This is a genomic window from Glycomyces tarimensis, assembly GCF_054776215.1.
Map to the genome: position 1 here is coordinate 294,848 of NZ_BAAHCB010000005.1, position 26,472 is coordinate 321,319.

Below are 26,472 nucleotides of genomic sequence, written 5' to 3' on the forward strand. Positions count from 1 at the left end.
GGGCCGCGTTCCGTCCGAGCCGCGCCGACCCGCCTCGGTCCATGCGCAGCACGGACGGGCGGGAATCGCTGTACCGATCCCCGCCCGGTCCTCGATCCTCTCAGGAAGCTTCCTTTATGGAGGTTCTTGCTCGTGGCGGCGCTAGGCGGGTTCGATCTCGCCTTCGAGGATCCGCACCATGACCGGGTTGTCGAAGTAGACGTCGTTGAGCTCGTAGTCGCCCGCCGAGATCTCCTTCACCCGCACGCCCTCGATGGCGTACGACACGCGCTGGTTCAGGAACAGCGGCAGCCGCGGCAGCGTCTCGTTGAACACGATGCCCAGCTGCTTGTTCGCCTCGGCCTGCTCCTCGAGCGAGCCCTGCTGCGACTGCAGGTACAGGTCGTCGACGCTGACCTCGCCGAGCGTCTCCGTCTCCACCTCGGCGGTCGGCACGCCCATGCCGGGGGCGTCGGCCGTGTTCGAGTTGTCGGTGAACCACGCCATCTGCCAGGAGCCGTACACGTACGGCACGAACGGGTTCGCCCACTGGCGCACCGCGATGTCGAAGTCGCCCGCGCCCCAGATGCCCCACGGGTTGTCCTCGGGGACGTTCTGGTATCCGACGTTGATGCCGAACTCGCTCAGCTGCGAGGCGGCCTGCTCACCGGTCAGGGTGAAGTCCGTCCAGCCCTCGACGCCGATGATCGTGTACTCGGCCAGGTCGCCGTTCGGCTTGTGCCAGCCGTCGTCCTCCTTCGTCCAGCCGGCCTCCTCCAGCAGCGACACCGCCTTGTCGTGGTCGGTGGCGTAGTACTCGAGCTCGACGTCGTCGAACAGGCCCTCGGCGTGCGGGTCGGGCAGGCCCGAGTAGGTCGCCGGAATGTAGTAGCCGCCGGCGCCCTTGGCGATCTCGCCGATCACCTCGGTGTCGAAGACGTACATGAGCGCCTTGCGGACCCGCACGTCGGCGAACTCGGCGTGGCGGCCCTCGTTGAGCATGAGCCCGATGCCGTCGAAGCCCGGCGTCGAGATCTCCTTGAGGCCGTCGACCGAGGAGATCGTCTGCCGGTCGGTGGCGCCGAGGACCTGCGTGGCGTAGTCGATCTCGCGGCTCAGGAGCATCTGCACCGCGGCGGCGTTGTCGCCCTTCTGGATCTCGATGGTGTCGAACTTGACCTGGTCGGCGAACAGGCCGTCCTCGTGGACCGCCAGGGTCACGACGGTCTCGCCGATCTGGTCGAACTTGTAAGCGCCGCAGGTGATGAACTCCTCGGTGTCGAGGAAGTCCTCGGCGGCGATCTTCTCCGACAGCGCCGACTGCTCGGCGTCGCCCTGCACCACCCCGGCCGCGACCAGCTCGGCGGCCTCGTCCATCCACTCGCCGTACCGGGCGTGCGGCAGCACCTGCGACTTGAGCGCGCCGTGCTCGACCCCGGGGAACGCCGTGGAATAGGTGACGGTCACGGTCAGATCGTCGTCGGCCGTGGCCGCGGTCAACTGGTCCCAGCCGATGGTGCCCTGGGCGGCGTTCAGCTTCTGCAGGTAGATCGTGCCCACGACGTCCTTGGCGGTGAAGTCGTTGCCGTCGGTCCACTTGATGCCGTCGCGCAGCTTGATGGTGAGCGTCGTGCCCTCCAGCGTCACCGACTCGGCCAACTGCGGGATCCACTCGTTCGAGTCCCAGTCCAGAACGGCCGGACGGGGGATGAACAGCTCGGCGGCGGGCGAAGAGGTCAGCAGGGACGCGTTGTTGATCGCGGCGTTGAAGTGCTGCGTGGTGACGTCGAAGGGGTAGACGTAAATGAACTTCCCATCAGCGCCTTCGGAGTCGCCGCCGTCGGCCTGGCAGGCGCCGAGGACACTGGCCGCCGCGACGCCGCCGGCGCCGAGACCCACCGTCTGCATGAGTCGGCGCCGTGAGAGCTCGAGATTCTGAGAGGTCATCGCCTCTTCCTTTCCGTGTAAAGGGCGAATATGGAGATGAGGATGAGGAACACCCCGAGGCCGACCGTCAGCGCGCTGACGGTGAACTCCGCTGTCCCCGCGGGTAGGTAGAGCAGGATCAGAAGCGAGCTCAGCGTCAGAAAGACCCCGAACCCGAACCCGAATCTGGCGATCAGGCCGACCATGCCGCTCCTCGCGGAGCGGGGGAGTCCAAAGCGGGCTCCGGGCCGCCTGAAGGGGTCCGCCGATGGCCGCGGGCGACCACGTGGCAGGCCAGCCGCCGGCCGTTCACGGGCTCGAGCGGCGGAACAGTGGCGTCGCACAGGCCCGGCTCGAAGGCCGGGCAGCGCGGATGGAAGGTGCAGCCGGTCGGGAGGTCGGTCAGGCTCGGGATGTCGGCCGAGCGCAGCTCCGAAGCCGAGCGGTTGGCGCGCGCCAGGTCCGGGTCGGGCTCGCAGACCGCGCCGATGAGCGCCTTCGTGTACGGGTGCTGCGGGTCGCCGATCACCTCCGGGGTCGGGCCGTGCTCGACGACCTTCCCCAGGTACATGACCGCGATCTCGCCGTCCCATGCGAAGTACTTGGCGACCGCGAGGTCGTGGGTGATGAACAGGAACCCGACGTCGAGCTCATCGCGGAGCTTGCCGAGGGTGTTCAGCAGGCTCACACGGATCGATACGTCGAGCATGGACGTCGACTCGTCGCAGATGAGCAGTTCGGGGTTCAAGGCCAGCGAACGGGCGACGTTGACCCGCTGGCGCTGGCCGCCCGAGAGCTGGTGCGGGTAGGAGTCCATGTAGGACTCCGCCGGGGTGAGGTCGACGAGCCGCAGCAGCTCGCCGGCCTTCTCGCGGGCCTGGGCCTTGGACTTCGCGAGCCCGTGGCGGCGCAGGCCGGCCGTGAGCGTCGAGAAGACCGTGCGCGTCGGGTTGAGCGCGGCGTACGGGTCCTGGTGGATGTACTGGACGGCCCGGCGGAACGCGAGTCGCTCGCCCGCGTCCATCCCGGCGATGTCCTGGCCGCGGAAGGCGACGGTGCCGGCGGTGGGCCGGGTCAGGCCTGCGGCGGCGCGAGCGGTGGTCGTCTTGCCGCAGCCCGATTCGCCGACCAGGCACAGCACCTTGCCGGCTCGCACTTCGAGGTCGACGCCGCCGACGGCGGGGACCTTGCCCTTCTTGGTGTCGAAGACCTGTTCGAGCCCGGAGAGCTTCAGTAGCGGTTCAGACATTCGAGGGCACCTTCCGCTCCAAGTTGACCCGGTCGTGGTGGAGGCAGGCCGCGGCGTGTGTCATGCCGTCGGGCCGCCGGGCGAGGACGTCGAGCGCTACCGGCGCGGCCTTGCACTCCTCGGTGGCGAAGGCGCACCTGGGGTGGAACGCGCAGCCGCTCGGCATGGCCTTGAGGCTCGGCGGGTAGCCCCGGATCGACTCGAGCGCCGGCCTGGCGCCCTTGACCGGCATGACCGCGTTGATCAGCCCGGCCGTGTAGGGATGCCCCGGCGCGTAGAAGATGTCGCGAGCCGAACCGGTCTCGATGATCCGGCCGGCGTACATGGTGGCGACCCGGTCGGCCAGTTCCGCGGCGAGCCCGAGGTCATGGGTGATGAACACCATCGTGAAGCCGAACTTGGAGCGCAGCTCGTGGAGCTGCTGCACTATCTGGCGCTGGGTCAGCAGGTCCAGGGCGGTCGTGGGCTCGTCGAGGACGAGCATCTTCGGGTCGAGGGCGATCGCGAGGGCGATGAGGGCGCGCTGCTTCATGCCGCCGGACAGCTCGTGCGGGAAGGACGGCAGGACCCGGTCGGGGTCGAGCCTGACGGTCTCCAGCAGCTCCCCGGCCCGGGACTCGACCTCGCGCTTGGTCCAGCGCTTGCCGTCGGCGTGGTCGCGGAGGGTGTCGGCGAAGTGGTCGTAGATCCGGGCGACGGGGTTGAAGGCGTTCATGGCGCCCTGGAAGACCATCGCGGCCTCGTTCCAGCGGAAGCGCCGCAACCGCTCCTTGCCCATCTGGAGCAGGTCGGCGCGGCTGCCGTCCTTGAGCCGGTACACCAGGGACCCCGAGGTGATCTCGCCGAGCGCCGGGAGCAGGCGCAGCAGCCCCAGTCCGAGGGTGGTCTTGCCGCAGCCGGACTCGCCGACCAGTGCGAGCGACTGGCCCTCGTACAGGTCGAGGTCGACGCCGGTGACGGCGGTGACGGATTCCTTCCGCCCGGTGCGGTAGGCGATCTCCAGGTCGCGGACGCTGAGCATCGGTTCTGTCACGGTCTCACCTTTCTCTCAGGCGCGGGTTCAGGGCCTGGTCGAGGCCGCGGCCCATGGTGACCAGCCCGATCGTGAACAGCACGATCATGATGAGCGGGGCGATGACGAAGGGCAGCGCGGTCGGGTTGAGGTAGAAGTTGTTCGCCCACGAGGTGTGGATCATCAGGCCCCAGTTCGGCGTGCCCGAGGGCATCAGGCCCAGCACGTAGAGGCCGACGATGGCGTAGATCGCCTGGTTCACCGAGATCACGAAGTTGATGAAGATGAACCCCGCCATGTTCGGCAGGATCTCCCTGAACACGATCCGGGCGGCCCCGAGGTCCTGGAGCTTGGCGGCCTCGACGAACTCCCGCTCCTTGAGGGACATGACCTGCGCCCTGATCGAGCGGAACAGGAAGGCCCACATGGTGGAGCCGACGACGAGCGCGATCCCCCACGGCGGGATGTTCTCGAAGAACGCCACGACCGCGAGCATGAGCAGGAACTGCGGGATGGTGACCGTGACGTCGGTGAGCTGGAGCAGCACCGAGTCGAGGCGCCCGCGGAAGTAGCCCGCGGCCGACCCGAAGGTCACGGCGACGATGACGGCCATCGTGGCGGCGAGCGCGCCGACCCAGATCGGCTCGGCCCCCGAGTTGACCAGGATCTTGAAGGTGTCCTTGCCCTCGAACTGGGTGCCGAGCCAGTGCTCGGCCGAGGGCGGCGTCCAGATCCTGCTCGTGTCGACGGGGTTGTGCTGGTCGATCAGGAGCGGCCCGACGAACGAGAACAGGACGATCGCGAGGACCAGGCAGCTGCCGGCGAATCCGGCGGGGGAGCGGGTCAGGCCCGTCCAGATCTGCTTGAGGGCCGACTGCCGTCCGAGCTCGGCGCCCTGGGGCGTTGCGGTGTCGGGCATGCTCAGGCCTCCTCGGTCTTGATGCGGGGGTCGACCTTGGTGAGGACGAGGTCGACGATGAGGCTGGCGATGACGACCGAGGTCGCCAGGATGATCACGGCGGCCTGGACGACCGGGTAGTCGCGGTCGCCGATCGCGCTGATGAGCATCTTGCCGACGCCCGGGTAGTCGAGGATCTGCTCGATGACGATCGAGCCGCCGACGAGCGTGCCGAGCTGGAGGCCGATCTGGGGAATGATCGGCAGCAGCGCGTTGCGCCCGACGTAGGAGCGGCTGATGCGCCCGGGCTTGAGGCCGCGTGCCCGCGCGACGGTCACGTAGTCCTCGGTGAGGACCTCGGTGGTGGCGGCCTTCATGTTGAGCAGGAAGGACCCGGTGGCGGTGAAGGAGAACGCCAGGATCGGCAGCAGCGCGTGGTAGATCGCGTCGCCGATGAAGACGGCGTTGAATCCCGGCTCGACGCCGGCGGTGATGCGCCCGCGCATATCGAGGAACGGCAGGATGCCCAGGACCGTGTACCCGACGACGACGACCGCGGCGATGAGGATGTAGTTCGGAACGCCGGTCAGGAACGAGCCGACCGCGGTCATGACGTGGTCGAAGGCCGAGCCGCGCCGGTAGGCCATGATCATGCCGATGCTCAGGCCGAGCACGACCGCGATGACGATGCCGGCGCCGACGGCGAAGAGGGTCCACGGCAGGTACTGCATGACGTAGTCGGTGACCGAGGTGCTCGGGTGGGTGACGGAGTTGCCGAGGTCGAACGTCACCAGTCCCTGGAGGAACTCGGCGTAGCGCTGCCAGATGGAGGCGTCGGGGTCGTAGTTGACGATGTTCTGGGCGGTCGCCAGCGCCTGTTCGTGCGACATGCCGGCGCTGTTCATGCGCCCGGCCATGATCTCGATGGGGTCGCCGGGCATGAACTGCATGAGCAGGAAGGTGACGGTGGAGACCAGCCAGATCACGAAGACGGACTGGCAGATGCGCCGGAAGGCGTAGGAGGTCCATACGCGCCGGAGGAGGCGGTAGGCGCCGGTCCGCTCCGGGCCGGTGCGCTCCGCAGCCGTCGGCGGGGGTGCGGTAGGTGCTGTCACCTGCACTCCTTCGTGCTGAACTCGGGGGAGGCTCGCGAGCTTCGCCGTGGTCGATGGTGGGACAAACAAACTGGAAAGAATGTTTCTAGTTAATGAAGGTACCTGTGGTGACGTGCCGCACGCCAGCGCTGAGACGGAATCGTTACGAAGGACTTCGGATAGCGTTTCCCCTGGTCTCATCGACCGGTAAGCATCGACATTAGCCGCCCGCGGGGCTCGCCCGGACCAAGCGGTCGCGCGCCCGCGGTCGCACGGCGGTGTGACGATCGCCTCCGGGGCCTGGCTGCCGCCCCGGTGAAGCAGCCAGTACGCTCGTACTGTTAGTGACGAAGCGTGCTAAGCGCGAGCGCCCGATTGACGGGCTCTAAGAGAGGTACCGAACTCATGGCCAAGATCAAAGTCGCGGGCCCGGTCGTCGAACTCGACGGCGACGAGATGACCCGCATCATCTGGAGCAAGATCAAAGACCAGCTCATCCACCCCTACCTGGACGTGGACCTGCGCTATTTCGACCTCTCCATCGAGCACCGCGACGCCACGGACGACCAGGTCACCGTCGACGCCGCCAACGCGATCGCCGAGCACCACGTCGGCGTCAAGTGCGCCACCATCACCCCCGACGAGGCCCGCGTCGAAGAGTTCGGCCTCAAGAAGATGTGGCGCAGCCCCAACGGCACCATCCGCAACATCCTCGGCGGTGTGGTCTTCCGCGAGCCGATCATCATGAACAACGTCCCCCGCCTCGTGCCCGGCTGGACCAAGCCGATCATCATCGGCCGCCACGCCCACGGCGACCAGTACAAGGCCACCGACTTCAAGGTCGACCGCCCCGGCACCCTGACCGTCACCTTCACCCCCGACGACGGCACCGAGCCGATGGAGTTCGAGGTCGCCCGCTACCCGGAGGGCGGCGGCGTGGCCATGAGCATGTACAACTACAGGAAGTCCATCGAGGACTTCGCCCGCGCGTCCTTCCGCTACGGACTGGCGCGCAACTACCCGGTGTACATGTCCACCAAGAACACCATCCTCAAGGCCTACGACGGCATGTTCAAGGACTGCTTCCAGGAGGTCTTCGACGCCGAGTTCAAGGCCGAGTTCGAGGCCAAGGGCCTCACCTATGAGCACCGCCTCATCGACGACATGGTCGCCGCCGCGCTCAAGTGGGAGGGCGGCTACGTCTGGGCCTGCAAGAACTACGACGGCGACGTCCAGTCCGACACCGTCGCCCAGGGCTTCGGCTCGCTCGGCCTCATGACCTCGGTCCTCATGACCCCCGACGGCCGCACCGTCGAGGCCGAGGCCGCGCACGGCACCGTCACCCGCCACTACCGCCAGCACCAGGCCGGCAAGCCCACCTCGACCAACCCGATCGCCTCGATCTTCGCGTGGACCCGAGGCCTGGCCCACCGCGGCAAGCTCGACGGCACCCCCGAGGTCACCGCGTTCGCCGAGTCCCTTGAGCAGGTCATCATCGACACCGTCCAGGGCGGCAAGATGACCAAGGACCTGGCACTGCTCGTGGGCACCGAACAGGAATGGCAGACCACCGACCAGTTCCTCGACACGCTCTCGGAGAACCTCGCCAAGAAGGTCGCGGCCGGCAGCGCCAACTGACGGCTCGCAAGCTTCGCCGAGGAGGGCCGTAACCTCGCGAGCCCAGGATCGTTGAGCAGGGTGCGGTCCGCGCGAGCGGATCGTCCCTTCCCAGTTGGAGGCCCCACCGAACGTGCGCCAGCGCACGCTTGGCCGGGGCCTCCCCCCTTTTCCGACTTGTAAACTGGATCAGCCACTGGAGCACGAGCGGAAGGCATACATCTGTGAGAGGCGTCATCCTCGCCGCCGGACAAGGGCAGCGCCTGCGCCCCGATACGGACGACCTGCCCAAAACCCTGCTACCGCTCACCGAGACCGAGACGATCCTCGACACCATCGTCGCCGGACTCACCGCCGTCGGCATCCGCGACATCGCCATCACCGTCGGCCACGCCGCCGAGCGGATCCGCGAACACGCCCCCGCCCTCGAGCGCCGCTACGGCGCCCGGGTCACCCTCGTCGACAACGACCGCCCGCACTGGAACAACGCCTACTCGCTGTGGACCGCGCGCGAGCGCTACAGCGGCGGCGCGATCCTGGTCAACGGCGACACCGTCCACCCCCACAGCATCGAAGAGCGCCTCCTGAGCGCCGCGGAGGACAACCCGCAGCTCCTGCTCGCCCTCGACGACCACAAGACCCTCACCGAGGAGGCCATGAAGGTCCGCATCGGTCCCGCCGGCGTCGAGCTCATCCACAAGCAGCAGCCGATCGAGGCCGCCGCGGGCGAGTACATCGGCGTCTCGCTCATTCCCTCCGGGCTGGCCGACGACCTCACCAAGGCCCTGGAGGTCACCTTCACCCGCGACCACACCCGCTACTACGAGGACGCCTACCAGCTCCTGGCCGAGGCCGGCCAGATCGGCACCGTCTCCACCGGGCCGGTCGCATGGACCGAGGTCGACGACCACGCCGACTGGGCGGCGGCCAAAGCCATCGCCGAGGGGCTGTAGTGCCGCTGCTCGCACGCACCGTCCTGGCGCCGCTGGCCGTCGAGGTCGCCGCCGGCGCTCTGGAGAGGCTCCCCGAGCTGCTCGTCGACACCCGGATCTCCTCGGGCGGCCGCGTCGCCGTCGCGCTCGGGCCCGGACTCGGCGCCGAGATCGCCGCCTGCCTCGACCTCCCCGACGCCGTCGTCCACACCATCAAGCCCGGCACGCTCGCCAGCGCTCACGACCTGGCCGCGCGCCTGCGCGGCGACCGCGTCGACGCGCTCGTCGGCATCGGCGGCGGGAAGCTGCTCGACACCGCCAAGTACGCCGCCACCGAGCTCGGACTGCCGATGGTCGCCGTCGCGACCAGTCTCGCCCACGACGGGATCGCCTCCCCGGTGTCGTCGCTCGAACGCGAGAAGACTTCCATCTCCTACGGCGTGCACACCCCGCTCGCCGTCCTCGCCGATCTCGACTACATCCGCCGCGCGCCCGCCGCGCAGCTTCGCTCCGGCGTCGGCGACGCGCTCACGAACCTCTCGGCGAGCGCCGACTGGGAGCTCTCGCACCGCGAGACCGGCGAGACGGTCGACGGGCTCGCGCTCGCGATCGCCCGCACCGGCGCCGAAGCGGTGCTGCGCCATCCCGGCACCATCGCCGACGACGCCTTCCTGTCCACCCTCGCGAACGCCCTCATCCAAGGCGGTCTGGCGATGGGCATGGCCGGCTCGTCGCGCCCGTGCTCGGGCGGGTGCCACGAGATCTCCCACGCGCTCGACGTGCTGCATCCGGGCCTGGCCCAGCACGGCGAGCAGGGAGCCGTCGGGGCGCTGTTCTGCACCTGGCTGCGGGGCGACGCGGCTTTGTTCGCCGAGTTGTCCTCGGCCATGAAACGGCACGGTCTGGCGCGCACGCCGAGCGAACTCGGACTCACAGTGGAGGAACTCACTGCGGCGATCGAGTACGCTCCGAGGACCCGACCCGGTCGTTATACGATTCTCGAACATCGTGAACTGGATTCGGTGGCGATCAGCCGTCACCTCACGGAGATGATGCATGAGCTCGATTAGCCCGCACCCCGACGGAGTCTCCGGTGGCAACCCCGGGAGTGGCGACGGGGACCGTCCTGACGCGTCAGCTCCTCAGGGCGCCTTCGGAGCCGGGCCTTCAGCGCCCCCGAACGGTTATCTGCCGGGGGCGACGAGCTCCGGCTCGGCGGCGTTCGCGAGCACCCCGCCCGGGAGCGGCGCGCCGCCGGCGCAGCCACAGGGCTACCCGCCTCAGGGCTACGGCCAGCCGCAGGGGCCGCCGCCCGGCGGCTACCCGCCTCCGAACCCGAATCCGAACCCGTACGGGCAGCCGCCCGGACCGCAGCACCCGTCGCCGTACGGTCAGCCGCAGCCCGGGCCCTACGGCCAGCCGCCGCAGCACCCGCAGGCGCCGCAGCGGCCGCCGCAGGCCCCGCCGCCGACCCCTCCGGGCGCGCCGATGCCCCAGGCTCCGTATGCGACGCGGCCCGAGCCGAACCGCGACATGCCGATGGCCGGCGCCTCGCCGATCCGGCGCAACATCGACGACACCGCCGAACTCCCAGCCTTCCTGGACTCGGCGCGCAGCGACGAGAGCCCGCGACCCAAATCGGACGGCTCGCCCGAGGCCCGGACCAGGCCGCTGGTGCGCAAGTTCCCGCTGACGACCGGCTTCACCGCGCTGCTGCGCCACCGGCACGCGCTGTCGGTCCTGGTCCGCCGCGACCTCGCGGTGAAGTACCAGTCGACGGTCATGGGCTACGTGTGGTCGCTCATCGAGCCGATGGGCCTGGCGCTGATCTACTGGCTCATCTTCGGCGTCGTCTTCAACAGCGGCCGCGACCTGCCCAACAACGCCGGCTATCCGCTGTTCATCGTCTCGGGCATCTTCGCCTGGATGTGGTTCAGCTCGGCGGTGAACGAGGGCACGAAGTCGCTCGGCGGTCAATCGAGCCTCATCACCGTCATGAAGGTGCCCAGAGAGGTCTTCCCGGTCTCGAAGGTCTTCGCGCGGTTCGCCGAGTACGTCGTCGGCTTCCCCATCCTCATCGCGATGGCGATCTTCTTCAACGGCACGTTCGGACTCAACCTGCTGTGGCTGATCCCCGCGATCCTGGTCCAGGCGATGTTCCTGACCGGCATCGTCTTCATCCTCGCGGCGATCAACGTGCTCTACCGCGACGTCCAGCGCTTCATGTCCCTGTTCATGAGGGTGCTGTTCTACACCTCGGCGATCATCTACCCGCTGGTCCGCGTCGAGGACGCGCTCGCAAGCCACGACCTGGAATGGGCCTACCGCGTCTTCACGCTCAACCCGCTCGTCGGCATCTTTCAGATGCACCGTGCGGTGTGGATCCCCGGGCTCGCCCCGGACTGGTACCAGATCGGCAGCATGGTCGGCGTCTCGACGTTCCTGCTGTTCTTCGGCCGCTGGATCTTCTACAAACTGGAGCCGCAAGTGCTCAAGGCGCTCTAAGGGAGCGGACCGTGAGCTGTTCAGCTCATGTTTTCTTTGTACGATGATTGAATACGATCCGACTTGCGGCGCAAGCCCCGTCGCCGCGAGCGGCGTCGGCAGTCGGCCCGGGACGCCCGGTGCATGGGCGCTCCGGTGGATCGTGCGGTTCCCCCCGAGATGGAGACTGTTGCAACATGACCTCGCCCCAGCCCCCGAGGCCCCATCAGAGCGTCAGTGCGGGGGCGGCTCTCGACGAGGAGACGATGCACCTTCCCCTGACGACCCGGGGGCCGGTCGCCGCGTCGCGGCCGACCGCGCCGAGCCCGTATCCGCACCGGCCGCCGTTCCAGCCCGCGCCGGCGCCTGCCGATGCGCCGCCGCTCCAGCGGCCGAAGCCCGATCGCTGGGAGGGAACGGGCTTTCGCGGCGACATCCAGGGCCTGCGGGCCATCGCCGTCGTCCTGGTGCTGTTGTCCCACGCGGGCTTCGCGTTCGCCGAAGGCGGTTACATCGGCGTCGACGTGTTCTTCGTCGTCTCGGGCTTCCTGATCACCTCGCTGCTGATCAAAGAGGTCTTCGACACCGGCAAGATCTCCATCGCCGGGTTCTACGCCCGGCGCGCCCGCCGCATCCTGCCCGCCTCGACCGTGGTCACGATCGCGACCGTGGTGGGAGCGTGGATGTGGTTCCCCGTGACCCGCTTCGAGGCGGTGATGCAGGATGCGTTCACCGTCATCGTCTACGTCGTCAACTACCGCTTCGTCGCCGAGAGCACCGAGTACCTCAACGCCGACCAGATGCCCTCGCCGTTCCAGCAGTACTGGTCGCTCGCGGTGGAGGAGCAGTTCTACGTCGTCTGGCCGCTATTGCTGCTCGGCCTGCTGCTCCTGGCCAAGCGCATGCCCCGCAAGTTCCTGCACGCGGCCATCGCCGCCTGCCTCGTCATCGTCGTGCTGTCGCTGATCGCGTCGGTGCTCATCACCGAGTCCTCCCAGCCGACCGCGTACTACGCGGCGCACACGCGCGCATGGGAGCTGGCCGGCGGCGCGTTCCTCGCGTTGACGCTCCAGACCTGGAAGCGGCTGCCGAGTCTCGTCGCCCTCGCCTTCGGTGTGATCGGCCTGGCCGCGATCGCGGCCGCAGGCGCGCTCTACACCGACGAGACCGCCTTCCCCGGCTACACCGCGCTGCTGCCGGTCCTCGGCACGATGCTCGTGATCGTCGCCGGCACCGCGCGAGGCGAGAACGCCGTGTCCTCGCTGCTGTCGACCGGCCCGTTCCAGTTCGTCGGGAAGATCTCCTACAGCCTCTACCTGTGGCACTGGCCGATCCTGATCCTCGGGCCCCTCGCCCTCGGCGTCGAGCCCTCCCTGCTGCTGAGCATGGTCCTCCTCGCGGGCACCTTCGCGGTCGCCCAGTTCTCCTACGAGTACATCGAGACGCCATTCCGCACCGTGAAGCTCCTCAAGGGCAACATCGCGGGCCTGGCCTCCGGTGTCCTGTGCTCCATCCTCGGCATCGCCCTGATCCTCATCCTCACCCTCGGTTTCTCCAAGGTGCCCGAAGACGACGGCCCGATCGACCTCGCCCAAGTGGAGGAGGTGCAGAGCGTCAGGGAATTGGAGCAGCGCCTCTTGAGCGGACTCGGAACCGAGCGCGTACCGGAAGACCTCGCGCCCTCGCTGGCGAGCGTCGAGGGCGACTCGCCGATCACTTATTCGGACGACTGCCATCTTGACTTCGAGGTCACCGAACTGCCCGACGACTGCGTCTACGGCGACCGGGACTCGGATATCGAGATCGTTCTGTTCGGCGACTCCCATGCCGCCCAGTGGTTCCCCGCGTTCCATGCCGTTGCCGAGAAGAACGGCTGGAGTCTGCTGAACCGAACCAAGAGCGCCTGCACGCCGGTCTCGGTCCGCGTCGACAGCACCCAGCACGACGGTGAATACGCTGAATGCTGGGAGTGGAAGCAGAATGTGTTCGATGAACTCGACCGGATCAATCCGGCGCTCGTGATCATTGGCAGCGAAGACGCCACATCGGTCTCGGGTGCGGGTAAGGAAGGGGGAATCGATCAATGGGAATCGGGCTGGACCGAGACGCTCGACCGAGTGACGGACGCGGCTCGTACCGTGGTGACGCTCACCGACACCCCCCGCGCCACCGGCGAGAACGCCCCCGACTGCGTATCGAGGCACATGGACTCGGTGCAGAACTGCGTCGACGACGAAGGGTACGCCGTCAGCAACGGCACGCGACGGGAGGCGGGCATCGCGGCCCAACAGGCGGCGGGCGCCACCGTCATCGACACCGTCGACTGGTTCTGTGTCGACACCGGGTGTCCGCTGATCGTCGACGATCTCCTCGTCTACCGCGACGCCCATCACATCACCACCCCCTATGCCAAATCACTCGCCACTGTGCTGAACGAGGCGCTCCCGCCGCTGTGACCGCCGGAGGCCCGGTTCACGTCGCACTCGAGCTCTGGGGACCGCCCGGTATCCTGAACACAACCCACCGGAGACATGGAGGAACCCCCGATGAGAACGAAGCCGCTGGCCGTCATCCCCGCGATCGCGATCGCGGTCCTGGCCGGCTGCTCCACTGAGAATGGCGCAGGCGAGGGGGGAGCGACCACCGATCCGGCCGAGGCATCCGCGGCGCCCGAGGTGCTCGAGGGTCAGCCGATCGAGTTCGACCTGCCCGTCCCAGAGGGCTTCACGCTCGTCGACGGCGAGGACCGTGAGGAGCTGTTGGCTGAGAACCATCTCAGCTACGTCTTCACGCTCGACGGAGGCACGGTGGGCAACCGCATCCTGGTCACCAGTTATGTGGTCGACCAGGAAATCGCCTCGTCCGACTTCGACACGTTGCTGCCCATCATCGCCGCATACGACGAATCCCGCGGATTCGGCGCCGACCCCGAGCTCTACCGCCACGCTCTCGTCAATCGAGTCCCGGGCGTGCACCGCTATCTGGAAATCGAAGTCGACGGCACCGCGGCCAAGGAGTACACGCACTACATCGGACAGGGGTCGCATCTGATCCAGATCACCTGCCAGTGGAGCGACGGCTATGACGCGGTGATGGCGGCCTGCGGAGCCCTGGAGCAGGAGTTCCCCGTGCCGACCGCCTGGGAGCCGCAAGCCTGAAATTCGCCTGCGGTCGTCAGCCCAAAAGCCGCCGCTTGACCCGTCTGGCCGCGCGCCGCAGCCGCCCGCCGGACTGCTGGGCCGACTTGGATCGTCCCTCCCACCACTCGGCGGCCCGGCTCCATTCCCTGGCGACCTGCTCCCACTCCTTGGCTTCGGTCCGCGCCCGATTGCCCGCCTTCCTCCAGCGGTCCACGCGGGCCAGCAACTCCCGTTCGGAATCCCGGAGCCCTTGGACGCGGCGCTCGGTCTGGCTGATCTGCTGGTGATCGCGACCGTCCCGGGTGGCGAGGAACCAAGACGAGCCGTCCTCTCGATGAACGCCCCAGATGGAGGTGACCGCCGACTCCAGCGACTCCCCCTCTCGTCGGACCAACCGGGCTCGTGCCAGGGCCGCCGTGCGTTCGAGGGCCACCGAGCGCTCCCTGCTCTCGCCATCGGACACCGCGAGCCGCACCAGACCGGCCCGTCGCTTCTCGGCGAGATCGGTCAGTGCTTCGATGCCTCGGCGGGCGATTTCGAGACCGACGGGCATCACGAGCCGGAACGGCACCGGAGCGGGGTCCTCGGACCGCCGCGCCTCGAACCGCACCCGCGGATCGGCGCTGAAACTCTCATGGATCAGCCTGAGGTCGACCAGAGGATCGTCCAGCAATGCGTTGCGTTCGGACCCGAGCTGATCCCAAGGACCCACCATCGTCACGGCGACGTCGGTGATCGAACCGCCCAGGATCGAGTCGACCGTGGTCCGTGTCTCCTCCAGGGTCGCGTTCGCGACATCGAGGAGCACTTCGACGTACGGCACTTTCCAATTGACGCCGGACCGGGGAGTGCGCATGTAACGGAAGGTCGGCACGCGCTGGGCCAGGAACGGCTGGCGGTACCGGGTCCCGTCGGATCGCTGCCTGCGCATCTGCGACAGGCCGATGTGCCACGCACCCGCCGCTGCGTCGGGGACGAACACGGCTCCCGCCTGAGCCAGCCGGTAACCGAGTTCGGTGTCGGCCCCTAGCCGCATCCCGATGTCCAGGCCGCCGCAGGCGTCGTAGAGCGTGCGTCTGAAGGAAATCGACGCGCCGTTGGCCGCGGAGAACGCGCGACGCTCGTCATCGCGCAGCCCGTTGGTCTCTTCGACGAACTTGATGACCCATTTGTATTCGACGTCGTAGCCGTCGAACAGGGCGATTCCCTTGTCGGCCGCCACGGCACTCTGCACGGTGCCGGGGTCGAACACCGCGGGATCGGCTTCGACGAACGCGATCTTCCCCATCACCGTCAGGTATTCGGCGCGATGGTGCCATCGAGCGTGGGCTTCGACGTGACATCGGTCGGGGAGCACGTCCGCGTCGAGACGGAGGACGATCGGTCCCGAAGAGGCGCGGATGGCGGTGTCCACCGCACTGGCGCTGGCCCAATGCCCTGGGCGATTGGGGAGCAGCGAGGTGTTCCGCGGACGCCGCTCCGGCAATTCGAGCGGCGGGGTGCTGCCGTCGTCGACGACGACGACCTCCATCAGCTCCTCGGGATAGCTTTGCGCCGCGAGCGCCGCGAGGGTCAGATCGAGCTTGGCCTGGTCCTGGTGTGCCGGGATGACCACGGAGACTTGCTCGGTAGGCGTCCATTCGGCGAGCGGGGGGCAGTCGAGCGTGTTGTAGTCGTTCCGCCTGATCCGCGGGGTGCCGTCGGTGCCGTGCGTGGGCATGCTCGTCACAGGTGTAGTGCCTTTCATTGGTGCAGGACGCATGGTTCGAGGTCGTCCGCGACGACGGCTCGTCCGAGATTGAGGCCCGGCCACTGGCGAACGTTGTCGCGCAGGAAGTACGACGACTCCTCGTCCCAAGTGTGCCCTGAGGCGCGGCGCGTGAGCACGTAGCCGAGCGCGTGCATCTTGTAGATGCTGCCGCCCGAGTCGAGAACGTCTTGGAGCAGTCCGCGATCCTCGCTGCGGGGCAGCGGCCGGTATCCACCGACCGCCAGGAAGTCGTCGCGGCGCAGCAGCAGCGTGCCGCCGGACAGGTGCGTGGTGAAGGTCTCGGCGTCCTGATACCGCTTCCGCACGGTGCGGTCGAACTCTTCGACATGGACGAGCTCGGTCTGGGCGCCGACCAGTTCGGCGCCCGAATAGCGGTGGGCGTGCAGCAGGTCGGTCAGGTGGTGAGGGCTGTACCAGTCGTCATCGTCGAATTTCGCGACGTATGCGCCGGAGGCCGCTCCGAATCCGAGGTTGAGCGCCTCGCCGAACACGGTCGAGCTCGGGGCTTCGACGACGGTCGAGGGGATCGTCAGGTCCCGGAGCGCCGCTTCGACCTCGGGCAGACTCCTGTCGATGCCGTGCAGGACCATGACCAATTCGACCCGGGAGTGCCGCTGCTGGTTGATCTGGTCGGTGATCGAGGCGAGGTACTCCGGGCGCCTGGTGCACAGGATCGCGGACACCGGCTGCTCTCCGAGGCCGCGGATTCGCCGGTACTCGGCATGGGTCGAATACTCTCGCAGGGCGATTCTGCGGACGCGGATGCTGTGCATCTCGCGCAACAGGCGATCCTCGAGGTCATCGGGGCCGTACTTGTCGATCTCCGCAAGCAGCTCCTTGTGCAGCGACATGGCCCACATGGGTGCCGGAGAACGCGAGATCAGCGGAACGCCGGCTGCGGCCAGCCCTGCCACGCTCCGCAGCGCGGCCGTGGAGCCGGTGTGCGAGTTCCAGTCGATGCGGAGGGACCGGACTCGACGCAAGGCCCCGATCTCGACGTCGGTGACAGTGCCGTCGCCAGGGAGTGCCAGGGGTTCCCGGTCGTGTTCCACGACCGTCCAGCCCTCTCCGTCGTAGCGAAGTTCCGCGTGCTCGCCGTCCGGTTCGGCGACGAATCCGATGGGGTTGACGGTGCATTCGTCCACCGGCGGGATCGGGACGTCGAAGGGGTCGGTGTGCACCGGGTCGGCGTATGCGGACCGGCCGGTGAATCGACGCGGTTCGGGGCGTACGTGGATCTCGGTGTGCCCTTCCCACGTCGGCGTGCGCTCCGCGGGAGCCGTGGTGAGCGCGATGTCGGCTTCGGGGTAGGCGGAGGGCTCAGTCCCGGGCGCGATCGACGGCACCCTCACCGCATGTGCGCCGGCCGTCCAGTACGAGGCGTTCGGGCCCACCACGCCGAGCCGCGGCGAGCGGGGCGCCAAGTTCCTGCGCCGAGGGGCGATGACGGCTTGGAGGAGGGTCCCGATCGACGCGACGCGTTCGAGTCGCGCCTCGGTTCTCCAGTGAGATTCTGGACCGCGGACGATCTTGAAGTCGGTCAGCGAGCTCCACGCGGGAGTGGTCGGCAGGGCCGTCGAGACCGGGCGGCTCTGCGGTGCCATGTTCGTGACCGCGATGATGAGGTGCTTGCCCGAAGGAAGGCGGTGGTGAAATCCCGCGGCGCGGTGGAGGTCGGTCGTGGTTCGGGCGAGCAGGACGATCGAGCCGGCACGGGAGGGGAGGTCGGGCAGTTCATCGACCTGGTCCAGGTTCACGACCGAAGTGTCGGCCTCGAGCTCCGTGATCGCGCGCTCGAAGTCCGGTGTGAAGCCGGTGAGGCCGATGAAAGCCGTCTGGTCTCCCAGAAGGCGCCGCAGATGCTGGGAGATCATTGGGAGCCGGTATCCGTCCTAGGGGGCGATCGAGCAGATTCGGCTTCGCACGGTCGGGCACACCGTTCCGCAGCCAGTCAGCATGCTATCTCATGTCGTCTCGGGGTCGAACACAGTAACGAGCCTCAGTGGCCTCGGCAATTACTCGCCGGAAACGCCGCGATCGTATTGGGTCGTCGGATTGTACTTTGTATCCCATTCGGCCACTGCCGCGCCAAAGTCGCCCTCTGCTCCTATCCACTCGAAGACCTTCGGCATGAGATGCGGGCCCTCTTCCATGCGGACGGTCATCGACTCCTTATCGCGCAGAAATTCTTCGATATTCGCGGTCACGGTAGCGACGAAATCACGGCAGACTTCGATGCGCTCTTCTTCCGGCCAGTCGTGCATTCGCATGACGAGGCCGTGCCCGTAGGCGCGGATCATCGAAGCCCGGTAAGGCGACTCCCACCGGGCGAGATGGCTCCGGGCGACCGCCTCGGGGTCACGGACGAGATGGATGTACTTCACATCACTGCCGTCATAGGCCTGAGCCAGTCGCCCCAGGTGCCAGGAGAGTCGATTGTCCACTTCAATGTGCTTGGGCGGGTAGTCGAGCCGTTCGGAGCCGACGACTTTGGCCCTGGATTCGTGCCCGACCGTGTAATTGTCGAGATGCCCGCACGACCTTGCGAAGGTCAGCGATCCGCAGCGTCCAGTGCAGAGCACGAATACGTTGGTCATGGCTTCATCCTCCCACAATGCCCACCTGCGGCCGTATGGGAGTTCGAATCGTTGGATGCAGACGCGGCCGTTGCCGCGCAATGCTTTCAGCGCGCTCGGCCGAACGCGCGGCGGACGCGCAGGGCCAGTCGCCGGGGCAGCGAAGGCGGTTTCGTCTCGGCGGCCTCGAGCCGCGCCAGGAGTGCCCTGAGCGCTTCGATCTGGCGCTGCCGGCCGGGCCGCTCGGAGAACAGGTCTTCGAACCACTCGTCCGGCTCCGTCCGGGCGACACCCCACAGCTCTTCGAGTACCTCCTCGGCCGTCTCACCCGGTCCGCGCAGCCTTCCGGCCCGGGCCAGCGCCGCCGTACGGTCCAGCCGAACCGACAACGGGCCGCGGCGGCTCGGCACGCTCGACTCGACTCGACCGAGACGATGCTCGTCGGCGTAGGAGATCAGATGCTCCAGGCCGTCCCAGCGCAGAACGACCCCAGGATCGAGGAACAGTTGGAATGGGACCGGCGCCGCCCGTTCTGGGGGGTGATCCAGGAATCGAACTCGCCGCTCGCCGCGGAAGGTCTCGGAGATGAGTCGCAGATCCAGCTGCGGGTCGGCCAGCGGAGCGACTCGCTCGTCAGAGAGCCCTTCCCAAGGGCCGGTCAGCACGACCTCGACGTCGGCCACCGAGCCCGAGAGCGCCGAATTCACGGTGGCGCGGATCGGTTCCAGGCGTGCTCGCGCCGCATCCACCACCACCCTGACGTAGGGCACCTCCCAGTCACGTCCCGGCTGCGCCCGCAGGTGCCGCAGCAGCGGCACCCGATTGGCGAGGAACGGATGCCGGAACCGCTTCCCTTCGTTCCGGCGCGACTTCATCTGCGACAAGCCCAGATGCCACGCCTCCGCCTCGGTGTCCGCGATGAACAGCGCCCCATGCTGGGCAAGGCGGTATCCGAGCTCGGTGTCGCTGCCCAGACGCATCGAGGTGTCGAGCCCGCCACATGCCTCGTACATGGCCCTGGTGAACGAGATGGTGGCGCCGTTGGCCACGGTGAAGCCGCGCACCGCGTCCTCGACGACCCCGCCCGACCGTTTGACCAGAGCGATCTCCCAGTCGTCGCTCACGACCGCATCGCCGAAAAGCTTCAGCTGGTCCGCCGCCGCGACGGCATCACGCACCTCGGCGGGACCGAAGGACTCGGCTTCGGCGTCGACGAACGCCAGCTTGCCGACGACCGTGAAGTAGTCGGCCCGCTCGTGCCAGCGCGCATGCGCCTCCACATGGGTCGGTCCAGGGATCACGTCCGAATCGAGTCGCAGGATCACCGCGCCCGACGAGGCGGTGATCGCGGTGCGCACCGCCGAAGCGATGCCCCACTCGCCCGAGTCGTTCGGGATGATGCGGGTGCCCGCCGGCCGGAGCTCGGGCAGGCGCAGCGGCGGTACGCTGCCGTCGTCGACCACGACCGTCTCAAGGAGTTCCGCGGGGTAGGTCTGGGCGGCGAGCGCGGCGAGTGTCAGGTCGAGGGCGGCCTGCTCGCCGTAAGCTGGAATGACGACCGACACTCGATGCGTGGGGCGCCATTCCCCGAGTGGGGCCGGAGTGATGACAGCGCTGTCGTTCCGGGGCACCCGAAGGCCGGCCGACGTCTGTGAGAGCGGGGATTCCATCGAGGCTCGAGCTTACATTGTGATATTCGCGATGGCGCTGGTGCGCGCCTCACCAGAGGCCCTACCCGCAGTTTCGCATGTGACGGAGAAGTGCGTCGGAGGCCGACGTGGTGTGCACTGGTTGCGAACCTTTGCGACAATGGCGCTACACCCAATGACGCCGTCCCGAAGCTGTGCCCAGTGGATTGGTCGGCGCCCCCGATTCCCCTCGCTGATACGACTCACTAGGACCAATGACTACAGACTCCAGCCCGTACGACGCGGCCGATCGGTTCCTCGAATGTTACGGTTCCGAGCTCGCCTCCGGGTCAGTGCACGCGATCGGATCCAGCGTCGTCAGGAACCGCTCGGCCCTCGGCAGACGGCTGCTGATGGCGCATGCCTCCACGGGGACCTCCCGCCCTCGTGCCGTGGAGGAGCTCCTCGTGCTGCCCGACGAGGCGCTCGATCCCGCGGCGCTGTGCGAGCTCGCCTGGGTCCTGACCGTCCGTCCGATCGACGCGTCCGATCCCGAGCGCGCACTGAAGCTCTATGACCGGGCCGCGGCGCTCGCGCCGGGGCCGCTTGAGAGCCGCCACCGCGAGACCTACCTGCGTCTGGCGGTCCGGAACGGCGATCGTGCCCGCATCGAGCGGCTGCTGGAGCCCCTGAGCGGAGTCCCGGACGAGTTGGTGGCGGCCGTCGGAGCCGAACTGGCGCACCCGGCCTCCGGCGGAGACGAGACCGACTTCATCCGGCGCTTCGGGCGCTTCGCCGGCTGGGACGGCCTTGGGCTCGACGGCGACGACGGTCGGCCGATGCTCGACCGGCTTCACGCCGCCGCACCCGATCCTGTCGAACAGGGCCCGCTCGTCTCGATCATCATGACCTGCCACCGGCCGGGACCTGAACTGCTCACTGCCGTGCGCTCGGTCGCCGCCCAGACCTGGCAGCGCTGGGAGCTGCTGCTCATCGACGATGCCTCGGGCCCCGGTCACGAGACGGTACTGGAGCAGGCCGCGGCCCTCGATCCGCGGATCGAGCTCCTGCGCCGGCCGACCAACGGAGGCACCTACCGGGCCCGCAATCTGGCCCTCGCCCGCGCCCGCGGCGAGTTCGTCACCGGCCTGGACTCCGACGACTGGGCAAGCCCGCGCTGGCTCGAGGAGCAGGCGGCTCCGCTGCTCGAGGCCGCTGACCTGGTGATGACCATGAGCAACGGCGTCAGGGCCACCGAGGACCTGCGGTTGTTCACCTTCCCGGGCCGAAGACTCAGCGAGGCCCGGTCGACGTCGATCATGTTCCGCGCCGAACCGGTCCGCTCGCGGATCGGCTTCTTCGACGTCTCGCGCAAGGGCGCCGACTCTGAGTTCCGCCTTCGCATCCAGAAGGCTTTCGGCTCGCGGCGGTGGCGCCGCCTGGAAGCCAATCACACGATCGTTCGTCAGCAGCGCGGGTCGCTGTCCGGAGGGGAGGTCGGCGACGGCTGGATGCACCCGCTGCGCGCCGTCTACGAAGCCTCGTTCCACCACTGGCACCGCGAGATCCAGCAGAAGAAGTCCAAACCCTTCCTGGAGGCCTCGGCGCCACGTCGGCCCTTCCCCGCGCCTGCGCCGCTGCTCGGCGAGGCACCCCAGCACGCAGCGATAGACCGGATCTACCTGGCCGACTGGCGATACGAGGGACCCCAGCAACGAGCGATGCTCGCCGAACTCGAATCCGAGGCGAGCGCCGGCCGGTCCGTGGCGATCGCGCACTACCAGAGCTGGTGCTCGCTGGAGGACCGCTACATCCCGATCGCGCGCACGCCGTTGCACCGAGCCGCCGCGCTCGGCGTCGAATGGGCCGATCTCGGTGCCGTCGAATCCGCCGAAGTCGTCGCCGCCGATGAATCCCTCGCCGCCGCGATCGAGGTCGACTTCCCTTCGCTCCGTGCCGTCCGCGTCATGGCCCCGGCTTCCGGCGCCGACACGGAGACGCTCGCCGCCGCGCCGAAGCGCACCCGTCGCGTGCGCGTACGCTCCGGCTTGCGCCCGCTTGCGCGCCTGCCGCGACGAATGCTGCGCGGCAAGCGCGCCGCGCTGCGGCGCTTCGCCGGCCGGACGCTTGCGAAGGTGCGTCGCGCGCTGCACAGGCGCCGCCCCTCCGGCGACACCGTCCTCGCCATGCCCGAGTGGCAGGCCGAGGAACTGCGGTTGTGGACGAGTCGGCTCCACGAAGGCTGGTCCGAGGAGGCGATCAGGCACTTGACCGAGATCGCGAACGACGCCCGGCAGGCGCCGGCGCACCGGCTCGCCGCGATGGAAGTCCTGGCCGACTGGTATGACCTCGATGCCGCCGCGGAGCGTCGTGTCCTGGAACTCGACGTCGTCGTCGTATCGAACTTCATGCTCCCCGGCGGCAGCTCCTCGTCCAGCGCGGAGGAGATCCGCGCCTTCCGCCAGGCGGGCCTGCGAGTGGGACTCGTGCACCACCCCGTTTACGACTGGCCGTTGGACCGGCCGCTGAACCACAAGATCAGGGATCTGCTCGCCGATGACGGCGTCGTCTGGATCTCCGCGCGGGACACGGTGAGGTGCGATCTGGCGATCGTGCGATTCCCCAGGATCATGATGCGGCCCATGGACGACTTGCCCGAGATGAACGCGCGTCGGACGATCCTCGTGGTCAACCAGCCGCCGTACGAGTATTACGGCCCCACTGATGGTCGGCGCCTGACCTGGGACATCCGCACCGTCCACAAGAACTTGCGCAATTGGCTCGGCGAGCACACCTGGTATCCGCAGGGCCCGGTGGTGCGCGGTCTCCTGGAAGGCGAGCACGCCGCCGAGATGGACGGCATCGATCTGGCCGACGACTACTGGTACGGCGTCCTCGACGTCGAGGAATGGCGACGCGAGCGGCGCCGTGCCGACACCGGCACGATCCGGATCGGCCGCCACGCCCGCGACCACGTCCGCAAATGGCCCGAGTCGGCCGAGGAGATCCTCGCCTGCTACCCGGCCTCGGAGGACTTCGAGATCCACGTGCTCGGCGGAGCCAAGGCTGCCAGGCGCATCCTGCGCCGCCTGCCCGAGAACTGGACGGTGCTGCCGTTCGGCTCGATGCAACCGAAGGAGTTCCTCCACGGCTTGGACGTCGTCGTCTTCTTCATCGCCGAATCCGGCGACGAGGCCTTCGGCCGGACACCGCTCGAAGCCATGGCGGTCGGCCTGCCTTGCGTGTTGCCTCGCAGCTTCGAGCCGCTGTTCGGTGACGGAGCTGTCTACTGCGAACCGTGGGAGGTCCAGGCCCGCGTCCGCGAGCTCATGGACCACCCCGAGCTGTACGCCGAGCAGGCCGAGCGGGCCGTGGGCAAGGTCGAACGGGACTTCTCCTACCAGGCGCTGCTGCGCCGGGCCGCCGCGCTCGGCGTCGGCGTTGAAGCGACCGTGGTGAAGGGACGATGATGGAACGGCGATCCGAGAAGCCCGAGCCCATTCCGCCGATCGGCACGGTCACCACGAGCCGGCGCAAGATGCTCCGCAAGCTCACTGGCCGACTCGAGCACGGCTTCTCGACGGCCGCCGCGCCGGACCTGCGCCGACTGCTGAGCGACACCGACGAGACCGCGGCGGTGCGGCTCGAGGCCGGCGCGGCCCTGATCGACTGGCAGGAACGCCGGCGGCGTGCGAAAGCTGCCGACATCCGCCTCGAGCTGGACATCGTCATCGTCTCGCACTTCGCGCTCCCCGGCGGCAACACGACCGCCAACGCCGAGGAGATTCGGGCCTACCGCGACGCTGGACTGCGCGTCGGCCTGCTCCACCACCCAGTCTTCCACTGGGACGTGGCACGCCCCGTCCACGAGAAGGTCGCCTCGCTCGTCGACGGCGAGCTGGTGCGCATGCTGACTCCTTGGGACACCGTCGCCTGCGACCTCATGATCGTCCGCCTGCCGACCGTCGTCCTGCGGCGCCGCGACGACATGCCGCGGATCACCGCGGCGAGGACGGTCCTCGTCGTCAACCAGACCCCGTTCAAGTTCTACGGCTCCGAAGGCGGTCAAGAGGAGGCCTGGGACGTCCGCCGGGTCAAGGAGAGCCTCGACGAGTGGGTCGGCGATTGCTCTTGGCATCCCGTAGGGCCGATGGTCCGCCGCGCGCTCGTCGAGCACCACGCGGACGAGATCACCGACGTCGACCTCGCTCCCGAGGACTGGCACGAATGCCTCGACCCGGCTCTGTGGCGGCGCGAGGGCCGACCCGCGACCGGCGGCCCGATCCGTATCGGGCGCCACTCGAGGGACCACGCGCTCAAATGGCCGGAGACTGCCGAGGACCTGCGGGCGTGCTACCCCGGTGACGAGGACTTCGAGGTGCGCGTCCTCGGCGGCGCCGCGACCGTCGAGCAGCGCCTCGGACGTCTCCCTACGAACTGGACGGTTCACCCGTTCGGGTCGATGGACGCCAGGGATTTCCTTCACGGCCTCGACGTGATGGTGTACTTCATCGCCGCCGAAGGGCGCGAGGCCTTCGGCATCGCCCCGCTCGAGGCGATGGCCGCCGGGGTGCCCGTGGTGATGGACCGCCGCTTCCAGCATCTGTTCGGCCCGGGCGCGATCTACTGCGAACCCGGCGAGGTCGCCGACACGGTCCGGTCGCTCGTGCGCGACCGCGGTGCCTACGAGGAGCAGCGCGACCGCGCCTTCGCCGTCGTCGAGGAGCGCTTCTCGCACGAGGCGCTGCTGCGCCGGGTGGCCTCGCTGGGGGTCACGCTTCCCGGCCGCTGACCGTTGTCGAGCAAGTGACGAACTGGCCGAGAGCCGCCGAGCGGCTCCCGGCCCGAGGCTCGTCCTGTCGGTCGCTCAGACGAGGCCCTTCTTTTCGAGGGCGCTGCAGACCGTGTCGACCATCATGCGGGTGACGGTGTACGGGTCCATGTTGGCGTTCGGGCGGCGGTCCTCCAGGTAGCCCTTCTTGTCCTTCTCGACCTGCCACGGGATGCGGATCGAGGCCCCGCGGTCGGAGACGCCGTAGGAGAACTGGCTCCAGTGCGCCGTCTCGTGCTGGCCGGTCAGGCGCTCGTCGATGCCGTGGCCGTAGTGCTCCACATGCTCCTCGGCCTTCGAGCCCAGGGCCTCGCAGGCCGCGATGATCGGCTCGTAGTCCTCGCGCATCGCCTTGGTGGAGAAGTTGGTGTGGCACCCGGCGCCGTTCCAGTCGCCCTTGGCCGGCTTCGGGTCGATCGTCGCCGACACGCCGAACTCCTCGGCGGTGCGGTACAGCAGCCAGCGCGCCAACCACAGCGAGTCCGAGACGTCCAGTGCGGAGGCCGGACCGACCTGGAACTCCCACTGGCCCGGCATGACCTCGGCGTTGATGCCCGAGATCGGCAGTCCGGCGGCCAGGCAGTTGTCGAGGTGCTTCTCGACGATCTGGCGCCCGAAGATCTCGTCGGCGCCCACCCCGCAGTAGTAGCCGCCCTGCGGGGCCGGGTAGCCGCCCTCAGGGAAGCCCAGCGGCCGCGAGCCGACCATGAAGGTGTACTCCTGCTCGATGCCGAACCAGGACTCCTGGGCGGCGTACTTCTCGGCCGTCTCGGCGGTGGCGGCTCGGGTGTTCGTGGGGTGCGGCGTGAAGTCGGTGTCGAGCACCTCGCACAGCACCAGGATGTTGTCGCCGCCGCGGATGGGGTCGGGGACGACCTTGACCGGCTTGAGGACGCAGTCGGAGGAGTTGCCTTCGGCCTGGTTCGTCGAGGAGCCGTCGAAGCCCCAGATCGGCGGCTCGGCGCCGTCGGTGAGGATCTTGGTCTTGGAACGCAGCTTGGCGGTCGGCTCGGTGCCGTCGAGCCAGATGTACTCGGCCTTGATAGCCATGAGGTAGGAGCCCTTCACTCTGGATGCGTGCGACGCTGTCACGCTCCCAAGCTGCAATTTCTCCTGCGTTGAAGCCGTGTAAACAATCTGTTAACCAGTGCTCGGTGGGACACGGGGCCATTCGTGAGTCCTTTTCATCCAAATTCGGAGCAGAAAATATCCCTCACCCCGTATCCCCGATTCGGCCAGTTTCGTTCTTCTAGATGCGAGCGGTTGCGCCGCTCGCGTTCAGGTTCAGGACGACGGGGGAGATCATGGGAAGCATCAGGCGGGGCTGCGAGATCG

The 26,472-nt window shown here is 68.2% G+C and carries 19 protein-coding genes; 8 read left to right on the plus strand and 11 right to left on the minus strand.

Features of this window, described 5'->3' with window-relative positions:
* Positions 1 to 141 precede the first annotated feature (141 nt).
* Genes ACYVK3_RS06960 through ACYVK3_RS06985 form a run of 6 tightly spaced genes read right to left on the minus strand, consistent with a single transcriptional unit; the run spans position 142 to position 6,179 of the window.
* Positions 142 to 1,926 (minus strand): periplasmic substrate-binding domain-containing protein, encoded by a 1,785-nt coding sequence (locus ACYVK3_RS06960; protein WP_460496558.1) that lies wholly within the window; start codon positions 1,924 to 1,926, stop codon positions 142 to 144.
* On the minus strand, positions 1,923 to 2,111 hold the full coding sequence (locus ACYVK3_RS06965; RefSeq protein WP_460496559.1) for a hypothetical protein: 189 nt from the start codon (positions 2,109 to 2,111) through the stop codon (positions 1,923 to 1,925). The genes ACYVK3_RS06960 and ACYVK3_RS06965 overlap by 4 nt, the downstream gene beginning before the upstream one ends.
* Complete coding sequence (locus ACYVK3_RS06970) at positions 2,099 to 3,154, minus strand: ABC transporter ATP-binding protein (protein WP_460496560.1); 1,056 nt, start codon at positions 3,152 to 3,154, stop codon at positions 2,099 to 2,101. The genes ACYVK3_RS06965 and ACYVK3_RS06970 overlap by 13 nt, the downstream gene beginning before the upstream one ends.
* Positions 3,147 to 4,175, minus strand: coding sequence for an ABC transporter ATP-binding protein (locus ACYVK3_RS06975; RefSeq protein WP_460496973.1), 1,029 nt, complete (start codon positions 4,173 to 4,175; stop codon positions 3,147 to 3,149). Before ACYVK3_RS06975 ends, ACYVK3_RS06970 begins: the two co-directional genes overlap by 8 nt.
* 16 nt (positions 4,176 to 4,191) lie before the next feature.
* Positions 4,192 to 5,085 carry an ABC transporter permease gene (locus ACYVK3_RS06980; RefSeq protein ID WP_460496561.1) on the minus strand — a complete coding sequence of 298 codons (894 nt, stop codon included), beginning with the start codon at positions 5,083 to 5,085 and terminating at the stop codon, positions 4,192 to 4,194.
* Positions 5,086 to 5,087: 2 nt separating this feature from the next.
* A complete protein-coding gene (locus tag ACYVK3_RS06985; RefSeq protein WP_460496562.1) occupies positions 5,088 to 6,179 on the minus strand; it encodes an ABC transporter permease in 1,092 nt (363 codons plus the stop codon).
* A 384-nt stretch (positions 6,180 to 6,563) separates the two neighbouring features.
* Here ACYVK3_RS06985 and ACYVK3_RS06990 point away from each other — a divergent pair, with 384 nt between their 5' ends.
* From ACYVK3_RS06990 to ACYVK3_RS07015, 6 genes are all read left to right on the plus strand, one after another.
* Entirely contained in the window at positions 6,564 to 7,796 is a 1,233-nt protein-coding gene (locus ACYVK3_RS06990; protein ID WP_460496563.1) for an NADP-dependent isocitrate dehydrogenase, read from the plus strand.
* A gap of 203 nt (positions 7,797 to 7,999) precedes the next feature.
* Entirely contained in the window at positions 8,000 to 8,728 is a 729-nt protein-coding gene (locus ACYVK3_RS06995) for a phosphocholine cytidylyltransferase family protein (RefSeq protein ID WP_460496564.1), read from the plus strand.
* Positions 8,728 to 9,777, plus strand: coding sequence for an iron-containing alcohol dehydrogenase family protein (locus tag ACYVK3_RS07000; RefSeq protein WP_460496565.1), 1,050 nt, complete (start codon positions 8,728 to 8,730; stop codon positions 9,775 to 9,777). The genes ACYVK3_RS06995 and ACYVK3_RS07000 overlap by 1 nt, the downstream gene beginning before the upstream one ends.
* Positions 9,764 to 11,212 carry an ABC transporter permease gene (locus ACYVK3_RS07005; protein ID WP_460496566.1) on the plus strand — a complete coding sequence of 483 codons (1,449 nt, stop codon included), beginning with the start codon at positions 9,764 to 9,766 and terminating at the stop codon, positions 11,210 to 11,212. Before ACYVK3_RS07000 ends, ACYVK3_RS07005 begins: the two co-directional genes overlap by 14 nt.
* A 176-nt stretch (positions 11,213 to 11,388) precedes the next feature.
* Positions 11,389 to 13,647, plus strand: coding sequence for an acyltransferase family protein (locus tag ACYVK3_RS07010; RefSeq protein WP_460496567.1), 2,259 nt, complete (start codon positions 11,389 to 11,391; stop codon positions 13,645 to 13,647).
* A 90-nt stretch (positions 13,648 to 13,737) separates the two neighbouring features.
* Positions 13,738 to 14,349 (plus strand): hypothetical protein, encoded by a 612-nt coding sequence (locus tag ACYVK3_RS07015; protein ID WP_460496568.1) that lies wholly within the window; start codon positions 13,738 to 13,740, stop codon positions 14,347 to 14,349.
* 16 nt (positions 14,350 to 14,365) lie between these two features.
* Here the strand turns inward: ACYVK3_RS07015 and ACYVK3_RS07020 are convergent, their stop codons facing one another.
* The 4 genes from ACYVK3_RS07020 to ACYVK3_RS07035 form a co-directional block, all read right to left on the minus strand.
* Complete coding sequence (locus ACYVK3_RS07020; RefSeq protein ID WP_460496974.1) at positions 14,366 to 16,051, minus strand: glycosyltransferase family 2 protein; 1,686 nt, start codon at positions 16,049 to 16,051, stop codon at positions 14,366 to 14,368.
* A 23-nt stretch (positions 16,052 to 16,074) separates the two neighbouring features.
* A complete protein-coding gene (locus tag ACYVK3_RS07025; RefSeq protein ID WP_460496569.1) occupies positions 16,075 to 17,976 on the minus strand; it encodes a glycosyltransferase family 2 protein in 1,902 nt (633 codons plus the stop codon).
* A 141-nt stretch (positions 17,977 to 18,117) separates the two neighbouring features.
* Positions 18,118 to 18,699, minus strand: a complete 582-nt coding sequence (locus ACYVK3_RS07030) for a hypothetical protein (RefSeq protein WP_460496570.1) — start codon at positions 18,697 to 18,699, stop codon at positions 18,118 to 18,120.
* 86 nt (positions 18,700 to 18,785) lie between these two features.
* Complete coding sequence (locus ACYVK3_RS07035; protein ID WP_460496571.1) at positions 18,786 to 20,243, minus strand: glycosyltransferase family 2 protein; 1,458 nt, start codon at positions 20,241 to 20,243, stop codon at positions 18,786 to 18,788.
* 338 nt (positions 20,244 to 20,581) lie between these two features.
* Here ACYVK3_RS07035 and ACYVK3_RS07040 point away from each other — a divergent pair, with 338 nt between their 5' ends.
* Together ACYVK3_RS07040 and ACYVK3_RS07045 are read left to right on the plus strand one after the other, a co-directional pair.
* Positions 20,582 to 23,776, plus strand: coding sequence for a glycosyltransferase (locus ACYVK3_RS07040; protein WP_460496572.1), 3,195 nt, complete (start codon positions 20,582 to 20,584; stop codon positions 23,774 to 23,776).
* Complete coding sequence (locus ACYVK3_RS07045) at positions 23,773 to 25,098, plus strand: glycosyltransferase (protein WP_460496573.1); 1,326 nt, start codon at positions 23,773 to 23,775, stop codon at positions 25,096 to 25,098. Before ACYVK3_RS07040 ends, ACYVK3_RS07045 begins: the two co-directional genes overlap by 4 nt.
* A 75-nt stretch (positions 25,099 to 25,173) precedes the next feature.
* On the opposite strand, the gene glnII is transcribed toward ACYVK3_RS07045, so the two are convergent.
* Positions 25,174 to 26,187, minus strand: coding sequence for a glutamine synthetase (glnII, locus tag ACYVK3_RS07050; protein WP_460496975.1), 1,014 nt, complete (start codon positions 26,185 to 26,187; stop codon positions 25,174 to 25,176).
* Positions 26,188 to 26,472: the final 285 nt, after the last annotated feature.